Raw genomic sequence first — 16,210 nt, forward strand, 5'->3', positions numbered from 1 at the left:
CCTCAACGTATTCTAGGGCTTAAAATCTCAGCCCTTGACGACGAACACCGTCACCGACGGCTTCTTGCCCCATGCATCGTGCGCCTCGCTGCGAACAGCACGACGAACGGCCTCGCGCACGAGCTCGACATCCTTGCGGCGGCCCCGAGGGATACTCTCAACCGCACCAGCGGCGGCGTCGAGCAGGATTTCGACCATTTCGTCGCCGTTCTCATCGCGCTCGGGAAGGCCCATGGCAACGATTTCGGGATCGACGTCCAGTTCCAGCTTCGCGCTGAGTTCGACCAGAACGGAAACGTGTCCCGCGAACGCCAGACGTCGGCGCTCGTCGATGCCCATTTCCTTCGTGCCGCCGATCAGGAAGCCGTCCTTGTAGAACCGACCGACGGGCACTTCATCGATAATGGTGGCCGGCCCCGGTGCAAGACGCACCATCTTCCCGTTCCGCAGCGAAACCACATCGGGCACGCCGAGATCCTTCGCGAGCTGGGCATGTGCCACGAGATGCGCTGGCTCGCCATGGGCGGGAACGGCGATCTTCGGACGCGTCCATTCATACATGCGGCGCAGCTCGGAACGCCTCGGGTGGCCCGACACGTGAACCAGCTTGTCGTGATCCTCGATCACGACGATCCCGCGTTCGATCAACGCGTTCTTGATGTCGTTGATCGCCTTCTCGTTCCCAGGAATGCTGCGCGACGAAAAGATCACCGTGTCGTCACGAGACAGCGCGACGGCGGGATGCTCGTCCTTTGCGAGCTTCGACAAAGCGGCCCTCGGCTCGCCCTGACTACCGGTCAGAACGATGACAGCCTTTTCCCGCGGGATGTAGCCGAAATCCTGCTCGCCCACGAAGGGTGCCAGCGACTCGAGATAGCCAAGTTCCGACGCGACATCGGCGACGCGCTTCATGGACCGGCCCATCAGCAGAACCTGACGACCGGCGATTTCCGCCGCTTGCGCGATCGAGCGAATGCGGCCGACGTTGGACGAGAAGGTTGTGACAGCCACGCGGCCCTTGGCCGCCTGAATGATCTCGGACAAGGACGCCGAGACCTGCTTCTCGCTCGGCGACTCGCCTTCGCGCATTGCATTGGTCGAGTCGCAGACAAGCGCGAGCACGCCCTCGTCGCCGATTTCGCGCAGACGTGCCTCGTCGGTCGGCTGACCCAAACCGGGTGTCGGATCGATTTTCCAGTCGCCCGTATGCAGAACCGTACCCAACGGCGTTCGGATCGCGAGGGCCACGGGCTCGGGGATCGAATGCGTCACGTTGATCGCTTCGATCGAGAACGGACCGACATCGAACCGATCCCCCGCCTTGAAAATGGTGACCGGAACTTTGGGTGCGCCCGGCTCGCCCTCACGCTTTGCGGCGAGAAGCGCTGCCGTGAAGGGCGTTGCATAAACCGGCGCCTTCAAACGTGGCCAGAGATCGAGAACGGCCCCGTAATGGTCCTCGTGCGCATGGGTAATGATGAGCGCCTTTAGGGAGTGGCGCTCGGACTCCAGGAATGTCGTATCCGGCAGAATCAAATCGACGCCCGGCATCTCAGGGCCGGCGAAGGAAACGCCACAATCGATCGCGATCCATTCGCGATTATCGGCGGGACCATAGCCATACAGGGCGAGATTCATACCGATCTCGCCGATGCCGCCCAGCGGCACGAATACCAGTTCGTTCAATGCACTATCACTTTCCTACAAGCCGCAAGGCGGCGCCGACTTTCATAAAGGCAGGGGTTACCTGCAAACTCACAGCACCGCCGCTGCATCGTCGCGCGGCAGTAAGAAGACGTCTCCAGCCGACACCTCGCGTCGAGTCCCGTCCGGCAAATCCAGCACCAGACGACCCGAGGAATCCAAATCGGCGAAACGCCCTTCGATTGTCTCATTGGGAAGATTGACGCGACAGGGACCACCGATCCCCGCCGCACCCGACAGCCAATGGAGGCGAATATCAGAAAAATGGGCGCCTTGGCGCCATAAGTCCAGAGCGCCCTCGATTCCGGCAGCAACGGACAGGAACACATCACGCACGCCAGCGACGATACCGGCTTTGGAAAGCGTCGTCACAGCATACGGCCCACCCTCGGGCGCGGACGCGACGTTCACGCCAAATCCAATGACGACGGCTTGACGCCCGTCAGGCGTCCGCTCGCTCTCGACCAGGATGCCAACGCATTTGGCACCACCTATGAGAAGATCGTTGGGCCATTTGATCCGGATCGCAGCGGGATCGGCACCGGGCAGTTTAAGCAGCCCATCCCGCAAACCGACCGCAATGACGAGAGGAATTTGACCCATCGCATGCACGGGCGCGGGGTCCACCAACAGGAGACTCGCGTAGAGATTGCCCTGCTGAGACGACCAAGGGCGGCCACGCCGCCCTCGTCCCGCCGACTGACTTTCAGCCGTGATCCAAAGCGATCCCGGATCACCTGAACGCGCCGCCTCCAGGGCTATCGTATTGGTCGAAGTGACCTGCCCGAGAGCAAGATGGCGACGCGTCGAAGGTCCGGTTCGGCGCATCGATCAGAGAAAGAAGCCGCGTGCCGCGTTGGCGGCGGCAGCGAACATTGGCCCTGCCACGAAAATGTAGGCCGGAAAGACAAACAGAGTTGCGGCGCCCAGAACGATCTTCAGTTCGGTACCCATGGGTTCGAAACCACCGACAGGCTCGTCGAACCACATGACCTTCACGACGCGAAGGTAGTAGAACAGGCCGACCGTCGACGCGACGACGCCGATCACTGCCAAGGGCACCAGTCCCGCGCCGACAGCGGCGACGAAGACGTAGTACTTGCCCCAGAAGCCGAGAAGCGGAGGCAGACCTGCCAGCGACAGCATCAGCGTCGTCAGGGCTAGAGCCAGGATCGGATTGCTGCGGGACAAGCCGGCGAGCTCGTACACGTCTTCGATCATTTCGTCGCGGCGACGCATCGACAGGATCACAGCGAACGTACCGAGCGTCATAGCAACATAAGTCGCCATATAGATCAGAACGCCGCGCACGCCCGCCTCATTGCCTGCGGCAAGGCCGACAAGAACGTACCCCATGTGGCCGATGGAGGAATAGGCCATCAGACGCTTGATGTTGCGCTGGCCGATCGCCGCGAAAGAGCCCAACAGCATCGAAGCAATCGAAATGAAGATAATGACCTGCTGCCAATCCGCCGTCATCGGGCCGAAGCCTTGAACCGTGAGGCGGGTCAGCAAGGCCACTGCCGCGACCTTCGGCGCGCCGGCCAGAAGAGCCGTGACCGGCGTGGGTGCGCCCTCGTACACGTCGGGTGTCCACATATGGAACGGCACGGCCGAAATCTTGAATGCCAGGCCTGCCAGAACGAAGACCAGACCAATCAGCAAACCGGTCGAGCGAGTTTCTTGAGACGCGACGGCGATCGCGATTTCGTGGAAGCCGATCTGCCCCGTGAAGCCATAAACGAGCGAGGCACCGTACAGGAGCATGCCCGACGAAAGCGCGCCGAGAACGAAGTACTTCAGCCCGGCTTCCGTCGACTTGATGTGGTCACGGGCAATCGCCGCAATGACATAGATGGCCAGAGACTGGAGCTCCAAGCCCATATAAAGTGCGATCAGATCTCCGGCCGAGACCATAACCAGCATACCGACCGTGCAAAGCACGATCAGGACGGGAAACTCGAACTTATCGAAGCGCTCCCGCTTTGCGAAGGCGTTCGACATGAGAAGAGCGGCAGCTGATGCGATCAGCACCAGCACCTTCATGAAGCGAGCGAACGGATCGAGGATAATGGACCCGCCGAACGCCACGCCGTTCGGCGTGACGAAACAGAGCCAGCCAGCCGCGAAGACGAGCAGACCGACGGCCAGCGACATGACGAAACCGCCGCTGCGCTCCCCTTGAAACGTGCCGATCATCAGAAGGAGCATCGCCCCGACCGACAGGATCAGTTCAGGACCGACGATAGGGAGGCTTTGCGCCACGAATTGGGAGAACATGATTTGTGTAGCCCCGGTCGGTTAGTGCAGGGAGGCGACGCTGGCCGCAGCTTGCAGCGCAGCGGTATAGCCGCCCAGGAGATGCTCGACGGACGCCGAGGTCACATTGAAGACGGGCATCGGATAGACGCCGAAGAAGACCGTCAGAACAGCTAGCGGATAGAGCAGGACCTTTTCTCGCGGCGTCAGATCGAGGATCGCCTTCAGGTTCTCCTTATCGAGGCTGCCGAGGATCACGCGACGGTAGAGCCACAAAGCATAGGCTGCGGACAAGATGACGCCCGTCGCGGCGAAGATCGAGACCCAGGAGTTGACGCGAAACACGCCCATCAAGGTCAGGAACTCGCCCACGAAGCCGCTGGTGCCCGGAAGACCGACATTGCCCATGGTGAAGAGCAGCATCATCGCGGCATAGGCTGGCATCCGGTTGACCAGACCACCATAGGCCGAGATCTCGCGGGTATGCATCCGGTCGTAAACCACGCCGACGCAAAGGAACAAAGCGCCGGAAATCAGTCCGTGCGATAGCATCTGGAAGATCGCGCCCTGCACACCCTGTTCGTTCGCGGCGAAGATGCCCATGGTGACGAAGCCCATGTGAGCGACGGATGAGTAAGCAATCAGCTTCTTGATGTCGTCCTGCATGAGCGCCACCAGCGAGGTGTAGATGATGGCGACGACGGAGAGTGTGTAGACGAGCGGAGCGAATTCCGCCGACGCCAGCGGGAACATCGGCAGCGAGAAGCGCAGGAATCCGTAGCCGCCGAGTTTCAGAAGGATGCCGGCCAGGATCACCGAACCCGCCGTCGGCGCCTCGACGTGAGCGTCGGGGAGCCAAGTGTGAACAGGCCACATCGGCATCTTGACAGCGAAGGACGCGAAGAAGGCGAACCAGAGCCAGTTCTGCATCCCGGCTGGGAATTGATAGGCGAGAAGTTCAGGGATGGAGGTCGTACCGCTCGTCCAATACATCGCCATGATGGCAACGAGCATGAAGACCGAGCCGAGGAACGTATAGAGGAAGAACTTGTAGGACGCGTAGACGCGACGCTTGCCCCCCCAGACGCCGATGATGAGGAACATCGGGATCAGGGAGCCTTCGAAGAAGAGGTAGAAGAGAACGATATCCAGCGCGCAGAACACGCCGATCACCAGCGTCTCCAGTACCAAAAAGGCCATCATATATTCCTTCACCCGGACGGTGATGGAATCCCGGCTGGCCAGGATGCAGATCGGCAGCAGGAAGGTCGTCAGGATGACGAAGAGCATGGAAATACCGTCCACGCCCATATGATAGGAGATGCCGCCTTCCAGCCACTCGACGCGCTCCACCATCTGGAAGCCGGCATTGCTCTTGTCGAAGCCGACCCAGATGAGAAGCGAGAGAAGGAAATTGAAGATCGTCACCAGGAGGGCGACGTTGCGGATGTTTCGGCGCGCGAGCTCGCTGTCGTCGCGCGTGAAGAGGATGATCAGAACGCCGACGAGTGGGAGAAACGTGACGGTCGATAAGATCGGCCAACCGGACATCAGATGGTTCCCCGGAACATCATGAAGGTGACGAGCGCCGCGACGCCGATCAACATGGCGAAGGCGTAGTGATAAAGATAACCCGTCTGCATCTGGACGACGCGGCTGGTCACATCGAGGACGCGGGCCGAAATGGCATTCGGGCCAAGACCGTCGATGACCTTCGTATCACCGGTCTTCCATAGGAACCGCCCAAGGCGCTTTGCATTCTGAACGAAGATGAAGTCGTAGAGCTCGTCGAAATACCACTTGTTGAGCAGGAACTTGTAGAGCCCCGGATTGCGGGCCGCGAGCTGCGCCGCCTTCTCCGGAGAGCGGATATACATGATGTAGGCCAGCACGAACCCGATCACCATGGCGATGGTCGGCGAGTAGGCCACCAGAGCGGAGACGTGGTGTGCTTCGTGAAGCACGTGGTTCTCTGGTCCCGTGAAGATCGCCGTATGCCAGAAGCTTTCGTATCCTTCCCCAAGGAAGAACGGGTAGAAAACGATACCCGCCAGCAGCGCCCCAGCCGCCAGGACATAGAGCGGCACGAGCATGACCGGGGGCGACTCATGGATATGGTGCATGACCTCATGCGATGCGCGAGGCTTGCCGTGGAACGTCATGAAGATGAGACGCCAGGAATAGAAGCTCGTCAGCAGCGCCGCGATGACGGTCATGATGTAACCGTACATGGCGAAAGCGTTCTCACCCACGAACGCGCTCTCGATGATCGCGTCCTTCGAATAGTAGCCAGCCGTGAACGGGAAGCCCGTCAGCGCGAGCGTTCCGACGATCATCATCCAGTATGTCATGGGAATGTGACGACGCAGGCCACCCATACGGCGCATATCCTGCTCGTCCGACACGGCATGGATCACCGAACCGGCACCGAGGAACAGGAGCGCCTTGAAGAACGCGTGGGTAAAGAGATGAAAGACGGCCGCGCCATAAGCGCCGACACCCAGTGCTACGAACATGTAGCCGAGCTGCGAACAGGTCGAATAGGCGATGACGCGCTTGATGTCGTTCTGAACAAGACCGATCGTCGCCGCGAAAAAGGCCGTCGTCGCGCCGATGAACGTAACGAAGGTCAGCGCGGAGTGGCTGAGTTCGAAAACGGGTGACATACGTGCCAGCATGAAGACGCCCGCCGTCACCATCGTGGCCGCATGGATCAGAGCCGAGACCGGGGTCGGGCCTTCCATAGCATCGGGCAACCAGGTGTGCAGGCCGATCTGGGCGGACTTACCCATAGCGCCCATGAAGAGAAGCAAACAAATGGCGGTCATCGCACCGGCGGCACTGAGCGAATAACCGGCGAAGTGCAGCACGGCCTCTCCGTTACCTGCCGCCTCCCCGGCCAGACTCTCGCCCAGCTGTCGCGCGCCGGCGAAGATGGTCTCGAAGCTGACCGAGCCGAACACGACGAACAGACCGAAAATGCCGAGCAGGAAGCCGAAATCGCCAACGCGGTTGACGACGAACGCCTTCATAGCGGCGGCATTCGCGGACGGCTTCTTGTACCAGAAGCCGATCAGCAAGTACGAAGCGAGACCCACCCCTTCCCATCCGAAGAACATCTGAACCAGGTTGTCGGCCGTGACCAGCGTCAACATGGCGAAGGTAAAGAGCGACAGATAGGCGAAGAAGCGCGAGCGGGATTCATCGTGATGCATGTACCCGATCGAGTAGATATGCACGAGCGACGAGACCGTGTTCACGACGACCAACATGACCAAAGTCAGACGATCGATGCGCAAAGCCCAAGACACATCCAGAGCACCGGCCTGCATCCAGTGCAGGACGTTGACATGCAGTGTTTCGCCGTTTCCGAATCCGAACGAGATGAACGCAATCCAGGAGAGGATTGCGGCCAGAACAAGCAGGCCGGTCGTGGCGTACTCGGACGCCTTATGCCCGATCGTCGGGCCGGCGAGGCCCGCGACCAGAAAGCCGATTAGCGGGAGTAGAACGATGAGGGTATACATCCTCGCCTTCAGCCTTTCATCGTATTGACGTCTTCGACCGCGATGGAGCCGCGGTTGCGGAAGAAGACGACCAGAATTGCAAGACCGATCGCCGCTTCAGCAGCTGCGACGGTCAGAATGAACAAAGCGAAAATCTGGCCTGCGAGGTCGTTCAGGAAACCTGAGAACGCGACGAGGTTAAGATTCACAGAAAGGAGGATCAGCTCGACCGACATGAGGATCGTGATGATATTCTTCCGGTTCATGAAGATGCCGAAGACGCCGATCACAAAAAGGATGGCGGCAACCGTAAGGTAATGTCCTAGACCAACGGCCATGATGTCTATTCCTTGGAGCCCGCTCAGATACCGCGACCGGTTTCGACCTTGACGACCTCGATGGACGTCGCCGGATTGCGAGCGACCTGCTGAGGGATGGATTGGCGCTTCAGGCCAGGCTTATGGCGCAGCGTCAGGACGATCGCACCGACCATGGCCACAAACAGAACCAGACCGGCCATCTGGAAGAAGAAGACGTAGCGCGTGTAGAGCACCTGCCCGATGGCTTCGATGTTCGACATGGTCTCGAGCGGAGGCGTCGGAAGCACCGTTCCGGCGCTCGGCGTGGGCTGGAAGTAACCGCCCGAGACGGCGATGATCAACTGCGCCAGTAGAACAAGCCCGATGATCGCACCAATCGGCGCGTATTTCAGCGCGCCCTGCTTCATTCGCCCGAAGTCCAGGTCCAGCATCATCACGACAAACAGGAAGAGGATCGCGACGGCGCCGACATAAACGACAATCAGGATCAGCGCGAGAAACTCCGCCCCGGTCAGAAGGAACAGACCAGCGGACGCCACGAAGGTGAGAATGAGAAACAGGACCGAGTGAACCGGATTTCGGGAAACAACGACCATGAGCGCCGAACCGACGCTGACAATGGCGAAGAGGTAGAAGAAAAACGACTGTAGGCCCATCGTGGCGGGCTCCCCCAAAAAGGTGCGGTTCAACGGCGCACGAGGATCGTAAACGTCCCTCGCCGCCTCGGTTGGATCCCCGGATGTCGCAGGCGACAACCTCTAACGATTAACGGTACGGCGCATCGAGAGCGATATTGCGAGCGATCTCGCGTTCCCAGCGATCGCCGTTCGCGAGCAGCTTTTCCTTGTCGTAGTAGAGCTCTTCACGTGTCTCGGTCGAAAACTCGAAATTCGGACCTTCAACGATCGCGTCGACGGGGCAGGCTTCCTGGCAGAAGCCGCAGTAGATGCACTTCACCATATCGATGTCATATCGAACCGTTCGACGTGTTCCGTCGTTTCGGCGCGGTCCGGCTTCGATTGTGATGGCCTGCGCAGGGCAGATCGCCTCGCAGAGTTTGCAGGCAATGCAGCGTTCCTGCCCGTTCGGATACCGACGCAGCGCATGCTCGCCGCGGAAGCGCGGACTTACAGGCCCCTTCTCGAAAGGATAGTTGACGGTCGATTTCGGCGCGAAAAAATAGCGCATCGAAAGACGGAAAGCCGCCAGGAACTCCAGCAGGAACAGCGATCGGATAGTCTGCGTCAGAGCGCTCATCTTAAACCTTGCCTCCGGGATTCGGAGAGAAATGGGGCCGGCCCTCACCCCTGCGCCGTGCGGGCCTTGCGCATGATGGAGAGGCGGCTACGACGCCGCCCGCGCAAGATCAGGCCTGAGCCCAACCGGTCAACTGAAGAACGAAGGCGACGATCACCACCATTGCCAGCGAGATCGGAAGGAAGACCTTCCAGCCCAGTCGCATCAACTGATCGTAGCGGTAGCGGGGAACGAAAGCCTTCACCATCGCGAACAGGAAGAAGCAGAATGTGACCTTGATCAGGAACCAAATGACGCCCGGAACCCAAGTGAAAGGCGCGAAGGCCAATGGCGGCAGCCATCCTCCAAGGAACAGGATCGTCATGAGCGAGCACATCAGGGTGATGGCAGCATACTCGCCGAGCATGAACATCATGTAAGGGGTCGAACCATACTCGACCATGAAGCCGGCCACGAGTTCGGACTCCGCCTCGGGAAGGTCGAACGGCGGTCTGTTGGTTTCAGCCAGAGCCGAGATGAAAAAGATCACGAACATCGGGAAAAGCGACAGCCAGTGCCAGTCCAGGAAGCTGGACGGCAATCCCAACATCGTCCCCAAGCCATCGTTCTGGGAGATCACGATGTCTGTGAGGTTCAGCGAACCAACGCAGAGCAAGACCGTGACGATCACGAAACCGATCGAGACTTCGTACGAAACCATCTGCGCCGCCGAGCGGAGTGCGCCGAGGAATGCGTATTTCGAATTCGAAGCCCATCCGCCCATGATCACGCCGTACACCTCAAGCGAGGAGATGGCGAAGATGTAAAGGATGCCGAGATTGATGTTCGCGATGACCCAACCGTCGGCAACGGGAACAACGGCGAATGTCGCGAGAGCCAAGGTGACCGCCACAAGCGGGGCGACGAGGAAGACGACCTTATCGGACGAAGCCGGGATGACCGGCTCCTTTAGAACGAATTTGAGCAGGTCGGCAAAGGATTGAAACAGACCGAACGGCCCAACCACATTCGGGCCGCGCCGCATCTGGACAGCCGCCCAAATCTTCCGGTCAGCCAGCAGAATGTACGCGATCAGAACCAGTAGGACCACGAGGAAGAGAAGGCTCTGCCCCAGGATCACCAGCGCCGGCCAGATATAGGACGTGAAGATGTCCATGTGTCTCGTCTTCCTTACTCGGCCGCTTGAAGCTGCTCGCCGCGAGCGAGGCGAGAGCACTCCGCCATCACCTTCGAGGCTCGGGCGATGGGGTTTGTCAGATAGAAGTCACCAATCCGAGAACGGAAAATGTCTCCGCTGAGCGGCCCTGCCCGATCTGCCAGTGTCGTAATGGCGGCCGCATCGACGTTCGACAGTTCTTCGATCGACAGGTGGGGAACCTGAGCGAAAAGGTCTGCACGGAGTTGACCCAGCGAGTCGAACGGCAACGTCTTGTTCAGCACGGCCGAAAGGGCGCGTAGGATGGCCCAATCTTCCTTGGCATCTCCCGGGGGGAACGAAGCGCGGCTCCCAGACTGCACGCGGCCTTCCGTATTGACGTAGGTCCCGGCCTTCTCGGTGTAGGCCGCGCCCGGTAGAATCACGTCCGCGCGGTGTGCGCCATGATCGCCATGCGTTCCGATATAGACCACGAAAGCGCCAGGAGCGATTTCGATCTCGTCCGCGCCAAGATTGAATACGACCTCGACGCCGCCCGAAGCGATGCGTGAGGCATCGAGGCCGCCCTCCCGCGGAACGAAACCGATGTCCAAACCACCGACGCGCGAGGCTGCGGTGTGGAGGATGTTGAAGCCGTTCCAGCCCTCGGTTACCGCTCCGATCTCGCGAGCCAGCGCCGCTACCGAGTTCAGAACGTCCGCGCCATTCGCCCCAGCAAGCGGTCCCTGCCCCAGTATGATCATGGGACGCTCGGCCTTGCGGAGCGCCTCGTAGAAGTCCCGATTGACGGTCTCGATTTCGCCCAGCGTCTGAGGGCCGGCCCCGAGATGCGTTACGGCATAGCGTAAGTCGACCGGCTCGCCGATCACGCCGACCGGGAAACCACCGCGCCGCCAGCGCTTTCGGATGCGGGCGTTCAGAACAGGCGCTTCGAACCGCGGATTGGCTCCAATGATCAGGAGCGCGTCCGCGTTTTCGATGCCCGCGATCGTCGTGTTGAAGAGGTAGGAAGAACGCCCGTCCGCCGGATCGATCTTGGACCCATCCTGGCGGCAATCGAGATTGTTCGATCCGAGGAGACCCATCAGACGCTTCAGCGCCCACATCTCTTCGACATTGGCCAGATCACCGGCAATCGCCCCAATGCGGGAACCGTCGACAGATGCCAAGCGAGCCTTGATCGTGTCGAATGCCTCCGACCAGCTCGCCGGCTGTAGACGACCATTCTTGCGAATGTAGGGGCGATCAAGCCGCTGCGTACGTAGACCGTCCCAAACGAAGCGTGTCTTATCCGAGATCCATTCTTCGTTCACAAGCTCATTGGTACGCGGCAGAATACGCATCACTTCGCGTCCCCGCGTGTCTACGCGGATGGCCGAGCCGACGGCGTCCATGACGTCTACGGTTTCCGTCTTGGTCAGTTCCCAAGGACGGGCCTGGAACGCGTAGGGACGAGAGGTCAGCGCACCGACAGGGCAGAGATCGATCACGTTGCCCTGAAGTTCGGACGTCATCGCCTGCTCGAGATAGGTCGTGATCTCGGCGTCTTCACCGCGCCCGATCAAGCCCAACTCCGAGATGCCCGCCACTTCCGTCGTGAAGCGAACGCAGCGCGTGCAGTGGATGCAGCGCGTCATAATCGTCTTGACGAGGGGGCCGATATATTTGTCTTCGACGGCGCGCTTGTTTTCGGTGTAGCGGGACGAATCCACACCGAAGGCCATGGCCTGGTCTTGCAGATCGCATTCGCCGCCCTGATCGCAGATGGGGCAGTCGAGCGGATGGTTGATGAGGAGGAACTCCATCACCCCTTCACGCGCCTTTTTCACCATCGGCGTGTTGGTGAAGATTTCGGGCGCCTCGCCATTAGGTCCGGGACGAAGATCACGAACGCCCATGGCGCAAGACGCCGCCGGCTTCGGCGGGCCGCCCTTCACCTCAACGAGGCACATCCGACAATTGCCGGCGACCGACAGTCGCTCGTGGAAGCAGAAGCGGGGAACCTCAGCGCCAGCCTCCTCCGCTGCCTGGAGCAGCGTGTAGTGATCCGGGACTTCGATCTCGTTTCCGTCGACTTTGATCTTTGCCATCTGACTTTTCTCAGTTCCGGCGGCCGTTCCCAGCTCTGCCGGCGCCCTGCCCCGCTTCGCGTCGATCGATTATTCCGCAGCCTGCAGGACTGCGGGCCGATCCTTATCGGCGTTGCGTGAAAACTCGTCGATCCGCCGCTCGATTTCAGGGCGGAAATGCCGAACGAGCCCCTGAATCGGCCATGCCGCGGCATCGCCAAGCGCACAAATCGTATGACCTTCGACCTGCTTGGTGACGTCGAGAAGCATATCGATTTCGCGCTTATGGGCGTTGCCGACCACCATGCGCTCCATAACGCGCCACATCCAGCCCGTACCTTCGCGGCAGGGCGTGCACTGACCGCAGCTCTCGTGCTTGTAGAAGTAAGCAAGACGAGCGATCGCGCGGACAATGTCCGTCGACTTGTCCATGACGATCACGGCGGCAGTCCCGAAGGACGACTTGACTTCGCGCATGCCGTCGAAGTCCATGAGCGCGTCAACCATTTGCTCGCCTGGCACGAGTGGGCAAGACGAACCGCCGGGAATGACCGCCAGCAGATTGTCATATCCGCCGCGAACGCCACCGCAATGGCGGTCGATCAGTTCGCGGAACGAGATGCCCATCGTCTCTTCGACGGTGCACGGCTGGTTGACGTGGCCGGATATAGAAAACAGCTTAGTGCCCGTGTTGTTCGGGCGACCGAAGCCCGCGAACCAGGCACCGCCCCGACGCAGAATCGTCGGAGCAACAGCGATAGACTCAACGTTGTTAACGGTGGTCGGGCATCCGTAAAGACCCATATTGGCGGGGAACGGAGGCTTCAGGCGCGGCTGGCCCTTCTTGCCTTCGAGGCTTTCGAGCAGAGCTGTCTCTTCGCCGCAGATATAAGCGCCGGCACCGTGATGGACAAACACGTCCATATCCCAGCCGCACTTGTTATCTCGACCGAGCAGACCAGCATCGTAGCATTCATCGATCGCACGCTGCAGGGCTTCGCGCTCACGAACGTACTCGCCACGGACATAGATGTAAGCCGCGTGAGCCCCCATCGCGAAGCTCGCGATGATGCAGCCCTCAATCAGCGTGAATGGGTCGTTGCGGAGGATTTCGCGGTCCTTGCACGTACCGGGCTCGGACTCGTCGGCATTCACGACGAGATAATGCGGCCGATCACCGACCTCTTTTGGCATGAAGGACCATTTGAGACCGGTCGGGAAGCCGGCACCACCACGTCCGCGAAGGCCGGACGCCTTCATCTCGTTGATGATCCAGTCGCGCCCCTTGGCGATGATCTCGTCCGTGCCATCGAAATGGCCGCGTCGCATCGCACCCTTTAAGCTCTTGTCGCGAAGGCCGTAGATATTGGTGAAGATGCGATCCTGATCTTGCAGCATGTTCGCCTCTCCGCTTCTCAGCGCTTGCTTTCGCCAGTGTCGGGGACACTGCGATTTTCGCTGCCCGATGCCCCACGATCACTCGTCGGATTGGGCGCGGTATCGGATGTTTCGGTACGCTCGCCTTCTAAACGGTTGGAGGGCGACGCAGCGCGATTGGACAAATCTGCGTTGGTCATGCCTGGCATCGCAGCGTCTCCGGGGACGCGTTGAGCGTCGGAAACGACCGCGTCCTCCGCCGCCACACCTTTGGAACTCAAAGGCCCGTCGCTACGAGGCTTTCCCGACGTCGAGCCAGAGGCTGAACCGAACTCGGCCTCATCCCGCTCTTTCTGTCCCGTCGGGCCTCGCTGTGTGCCGCCAGTCGACCCGTCAGCCGACTCCTCTCGAATTTCAGCCGCGTCGTCGCTCTCGTGCTCTTGGCTAGGCGAGGAAGACGCTGCAGTAGGCGCTTTTCCCGGTGTCTGAAGGCTCGGGTCCGTCTCGGCCGCATGCGTATCGACTCGTCCGGATTGAGATGGCGACGCGCCACCTTCCGACGGAGTGTTATCGGCCGCAGGACCCATTGAGTCCGACGCCGTTTCGTCTTCGAACGAATTCAGAGTGGTCAGTCCGCCGACTGGTACGGACAGATGGCGGTCGATCTGCGGACCGACCTTCACCTGACCACCCTGACCGGTCGCGAACGCATCAATGATCTGCTCGAGCCGCTCTGGCGTCAGATCCTCGTATGTATCTTTGAAAATCATCACCATGGGCGCATTGACGCACGCGCCAAGGCACTCCACCTCTTCCCAAGAAAGCGTACCGCTCGCGTTCGTGTGGAGCGGCTCCGGGTGAATATGCTTACGACAAACAGCTTTCAGATCTTCCGCGCCGCGCAGCATACAGGGCGTCGTCCCACAGACCTGAACATGCGCGCGCGTGCCGACGGGTTTCAGCTGAAACTGGGTGTAGAAGGTTGCGACTTCCAACACGCGGATCATCGGCATGCGCAGGCGATCAGCGACATGCTCGATCGTCGCCTTGGTCACCCAGCCTTCCTGATCCTGAGCGCGCATCAGCAGCGGGATGACCGCTGATTGCTGGCGGCCTTCCGGATATTTCTGGATAGTTGCGAGAGCCCACCGTTCGTTTTCATCCGAGAACGCAAAGCTCTGGGGTTGAACGGCATCTTCCGCAAGGCGTCGGACAGACATTGGACCTCGACTTCAGAACGGTTCCAACATGCTTATGTTGCGGCGCGTTCTAACATAGAATGCATAAAAGGCCAGCGACTTCACGTGGACGCGAGCGCTGGAACGCTAGACGGCAAGGGCGAAGCGAGGCTGCGGAAAGCCTCGCTTCGTTTCAGCGGTCGACTTCGCCGAAAACGATGTCGCACGATCCAAGGATCGCGGAGACGTCGGCGAGCATATGATTGCGGCAGAGGAAATCCAGAGCCTGAAGGTGGGCGAAGCCTGGAGCGCGAATCTTGCAGCGATAGGGCTTGTTCGTTCCATCGGAGACGAGATAGACGCCGAATTCACCCTTGGGGGCTTCGACCGCCGCGTAAACCTCGCCTTCCGGTACGTGGAAGCCTTCGGTGTAGAGCTTAAAATGATGGATAAGCGCTTCCATCGAACGCTTCATCTCGCCACGTTTCGGCGGGACGACCTTGCCCTGCGTCGACGAGACGGGGCCGACACGATCCCTGCCCGCCAGACGCTCGATGCACTGCTTCATGATCGCGGTGGACTGGCGCATCTCTTCCATGCGGATCAGATAGCGGTCGTAGCAATCCCCATTCTTGCCGATCGGAATGTCGAACTGCATCTGATCGTAGCATTCGTAGGGCTGCGACTTGCGCAGATCCCATGCTGCGCCCGAGCCGCGAACCATGACACCGGTGAAACCGAGCGCAAATGCGTCTTCCAGCGATACGACGCCGATATCGACGTTACGCTGCTTGAAGATCCGGTTTTCGGTCAGCAGCTCATCGATGTCGGCAAGGGCCTTGAGGAAAGGATCGCACCACGCGCCGATGTCATCGACCAGTCGTGCGTCCAGATCCTGATGGACGCCACCCGGTCGGAAATAAGCCGCATGGAGACGAGCACCACTTGCCCGCTCATAGAAGACCATCAGCTTTTCGCGCTCTTCGAAACCCCAGAGCGGCGGCGTCAGCGCACCGACATCCATCGCTTGGGTCGTCACGTTCAGAAGATGCGAAAGGATACGGCCGATTTCGCAGTACAGAACACGGATCAGCTGGCCCCGGATCGGGACCTCGACATCCGCCAGACGCTCGACCGCCAGACAGAAGGCATGCTCCTGATTCATCGGCGCGACATAATCGAGACGATCGAAATAAGGGATGGCCTGCAGGTATGTCTTCTGTTCGATCAGTTTCTCGGTGCCCCGATGCAGAAGCCCGATATGGGGATCGACGCGCTCGACGTTTTCGCCGTCCAATTCCAGAACGAGGCGAAGCACACCGTGCGCAGCCGGGTGCTGCGGACCGAAATTGATATTGAAGTTTCGGACGTCGATCTCGGCCAC

At 60.1% G+C, this 16,210-nt stretch carries 13 protein-coding genes; all 13 read right to left on the reverse strand.

Annotation, left to right across the window (positions count from 1 at the left end):
* Positions 1 to 27: 27 nt before the first annotated feature.
* The gene (locus AUL36_RS10730; protein WP_244497101.1) at positions 28 to 1,638 is read right to left on the reverse strand and encodes a ribonuclease J; all 1,611 of its coding nucleotides are present in this window, start codon (positions 1,636 to 1,638) and stop codon (positions 28 to 30) included.
* Positions 1,639 to 1,755: 117 nt separating this feature from the next.
* Positions 1,756 to 2,532 carry a biotin--[acetyl-CoA-carboxylase] ligase gene (locus AUL36_RS10735; protein WP_062220379.1) on the reverse strand — a complete coding sequence of 259 codons (777 nt, stop codon included), beginning with the start codon at positions 2,530 to 2,532 and terminating at the stop codon, positions 1,756 to 1,758.
* A gap of 3 nt (positions 2,533 to 2,535) precedes the next feature.
* Positions 2,536 to 3,984, reverse strand: a complete 1,449-nt coding sequence (gene nuoN, locus AUL36_RS10740; RefSeq protein ID WP_062220381.1) for an NADH-quinone oxidoreductase subunit NuoN — start codon at positions 3,982 to 3,984, stop codon at positions 2,536 to 2,538.
* Positions 3,985 to 4,005: 21 nt separating this feature from the next.
* Positions 4,006 to 5,514 carry an NADH-quinone oxidoreductase subunit M gene (locus tag AUL36_RS10745; protein ID WP_062220383.1) on the reverse strand — a complete coding sequence of 503 codons (1,509 nt, stop codon included), beginning with the start codon at positions 5,512 to 5,514 and terminating at the stop codon, positions 4,006 to 4,008.
* Entirely contained in the window at positions 5,514 to 7,490 is a 1,977-nt protein-coding gene (nuoL, locus tag AUL36_RS10750; RefSeq protein ID WP_062220385.1) for an NADH-quinone oxidoreductase subunit L, read from the reverse strand. The genes AUL36_RS10745 and nuoL overlap by 1 nt, the downstream gene beginning before the upstream one ends.
* 8 nt (positions 7,491 to 7,498) lie before the next feature.
* Positions 7,499 to 7,807, reverse strand: coding sequence for an NADH-quinone oxidoreductase subunit NuoK (nuoK, locus tag AUL36_RS10755; protein WP_058598270.1), 309 nt, complete (start codon positions 7,805 to 7,807; stop codon positions 7,499 to 7,501).
* A gap of 23 nt (positions 7,808 to 7,830) precedes the next feature.
* Positions 7,831 to 8,445: an NADH-quinone oxidoreductase subunit J gene (locus tag AUL36_RS10760; protein WP_058598269.1), complete on the reverse strand. Its 615-nt coding sequence runs from the start codon at positions 8,443 to 8,445 to the stop codon at positions 7,831 to 7,833.
* 109 nt (positions 8,446 to 8,554) lie between these two features.
* Positions 8,555 to 9,046 (reverse strand): NADH-quinone oxidoreductase subunit NuoI, encoded by a 492-nt coding sequence (gene nuoI / locus AUL36_RS10765; RefSeq protein WP_058598268.1) that lies wholly within the window; start codon positions 9,044 to 9,046, stop codon positions 8,555 to 8,557.
* Positions 9,047 to 9,155: 109 nt separating this feature from the next.
* Entirely contained in the window at positions 9,156 to 10,202 is a 1,047-nt protein-coding gene (gene nuoH, locus AUL36_RS10770; RefSeq protein WP_058633524.1) for an NADH-quinone oxidoreductase subunit NuoH, read from the reverse strand.
* Between the two features lie 14 nt (positions 10,203 to 10,216).
* Positions 10,217 to 12,292, reverse strand: a complete 2,076-nt coding sequence (gene nuoG, locus AUL36_RS10775; protein ID WP_062220386.1) for an NADH-quinone oxidoreductase subunit NuoG — start codon at positions 12,290 to 12,292, stop codon at positions 10,217 to 10,219.
* A 69-nt stretch (positions 12,293 to 12,361) separates the two neighbouring features.
* Positions 12,362 to 13,669 (reverse strand): NADH-quinone oxidoreductase subunit NuoF, encoded by a 1,308-nt coding sequence (gene nuoF / locus AUL36_RS10780; protein WP_058598265.1) that lies wholly within the window; start codon positions 13,667 to 13,669, stop codon positions 12,362 to 12,364.
* Positions 13,670 to 13,686: 17 nt separating this feature from the next.
* Entirely contained in the window at positions 13,687 to 14,868 is a 1,182-nt protein-coding gene (nuoE, locus tag AUL36_RS10785) for an NADH-quinone oxidoreductase subunit NuoE (protein ID WP_062220388.1), read from the reverse strand.
* 151 nt (positions 14,869 to 15,019) lie between these two features.
* Positions 15,020 to 16,210 carry an NADH-quinone oxidoreductase subunit D gene (locus AUL36_RS10790; protein WP_058598263.1) on the reverse strand — a complete coding sequence of 397 codons (1,191 nt, stop codon included), beginning with the start codon at positions 16,208 to 16,210 and terminating at the stop codon, positions 15,020 to 15,022.

It is taken from the genome of Aureimonas sp. D3, assembly GCF_001463805.1.
Taxonomy (GTDB): Bacteria; Pseudomonadota; Alphaproteobacteria; order Rhizobiales; family Rhizobiaceae; genus Aureimonas; species Aureimonas ureilytica_A.

Bases quoted from the DNA above. Each gene is read 5' to 3' on its own strand.
- AUL36_RS10760 (WP_058598269.1), bottom strand. From the start codon at position 8,445: ATGGGCCTACAGTCGTTTTTCTTCTACCTCTTCGCCATTGTCAGCGTC.
- nuoI (WP_058598268.1), bottom strand. From the start codon at position 9,046: ATGAGCGCTCTGACGCAGACTATCCGATCGCTGTTCCTGCTGGAGTTC.
- AUL36_RS10730 (WP_244497101.1), bottom strand. From the start codon at position 1,638: ATGAATCTCGCCCTGTATGGCTATGGTCCCGCCGATAATCGCGAATGG.
- nuoN (WP_062220381.1), bottom strand. From the start codon at position 3,984: ATGTTCTCCCAATTCGTGGCGCAAAGCCTCCCTATCGTCGGTCCTGAA.
- nuoF (WP_058598265.1), bottom strand. From the start codon at position 13,669: ATGCTGCAAGATCAGGATCGCATCTTCACCAATATCTACGGCCTTCGC.
- nuoK (WP_058598270.1), bottom strand. From the start codon at position 7,807: ATGGCCGTTGGTCTAGGACATTACCTTACGGTTGCCGCCATCCTTTTT.
- AUL36_RS10735 (WP_062220379.1), bottom strand. From the start codon at position 2,532: ATGCGCCGAACCGGACCTTCGACGCGTCGCCATCTTGCTCTCGGGCAG.
- nuoH (WP_058633524.1), bottom strand. From the start codon at position 10,202: ATGGACATCTTCACGTCCTATATCTGGCCGGCGCTGGTGATCCTGGGG.
- nuoG (WP_062220386.1), bottom strand. From the start codon at position 12,292: ATGGCAAAGATCAAAGTCGACGGAAACGAGATCGAAGTCCCGGATCAC.
- nuoE (WP_062220388.1), bottom strand. From the start codon at position 14,868: ATGTCTGTCCGACGCCTTGCGGAAGATGCCGTTCAACCCCAGAGCTTT.
- AUL36_RS10745 (WP_062220383.1), bottom strand. From the start codon at position 5,514: ATGTCCGGTTGGCCGATCTTATCGACCGTCACGTTTCTCCCACTCGTC.
- nuoL (WP_062220385.1), bottom strand. From the start codon at position 7,490: ATGTATACCCTCATCGTTCTACTCCCGCTAATCGGCTTTCTGGTCGCG.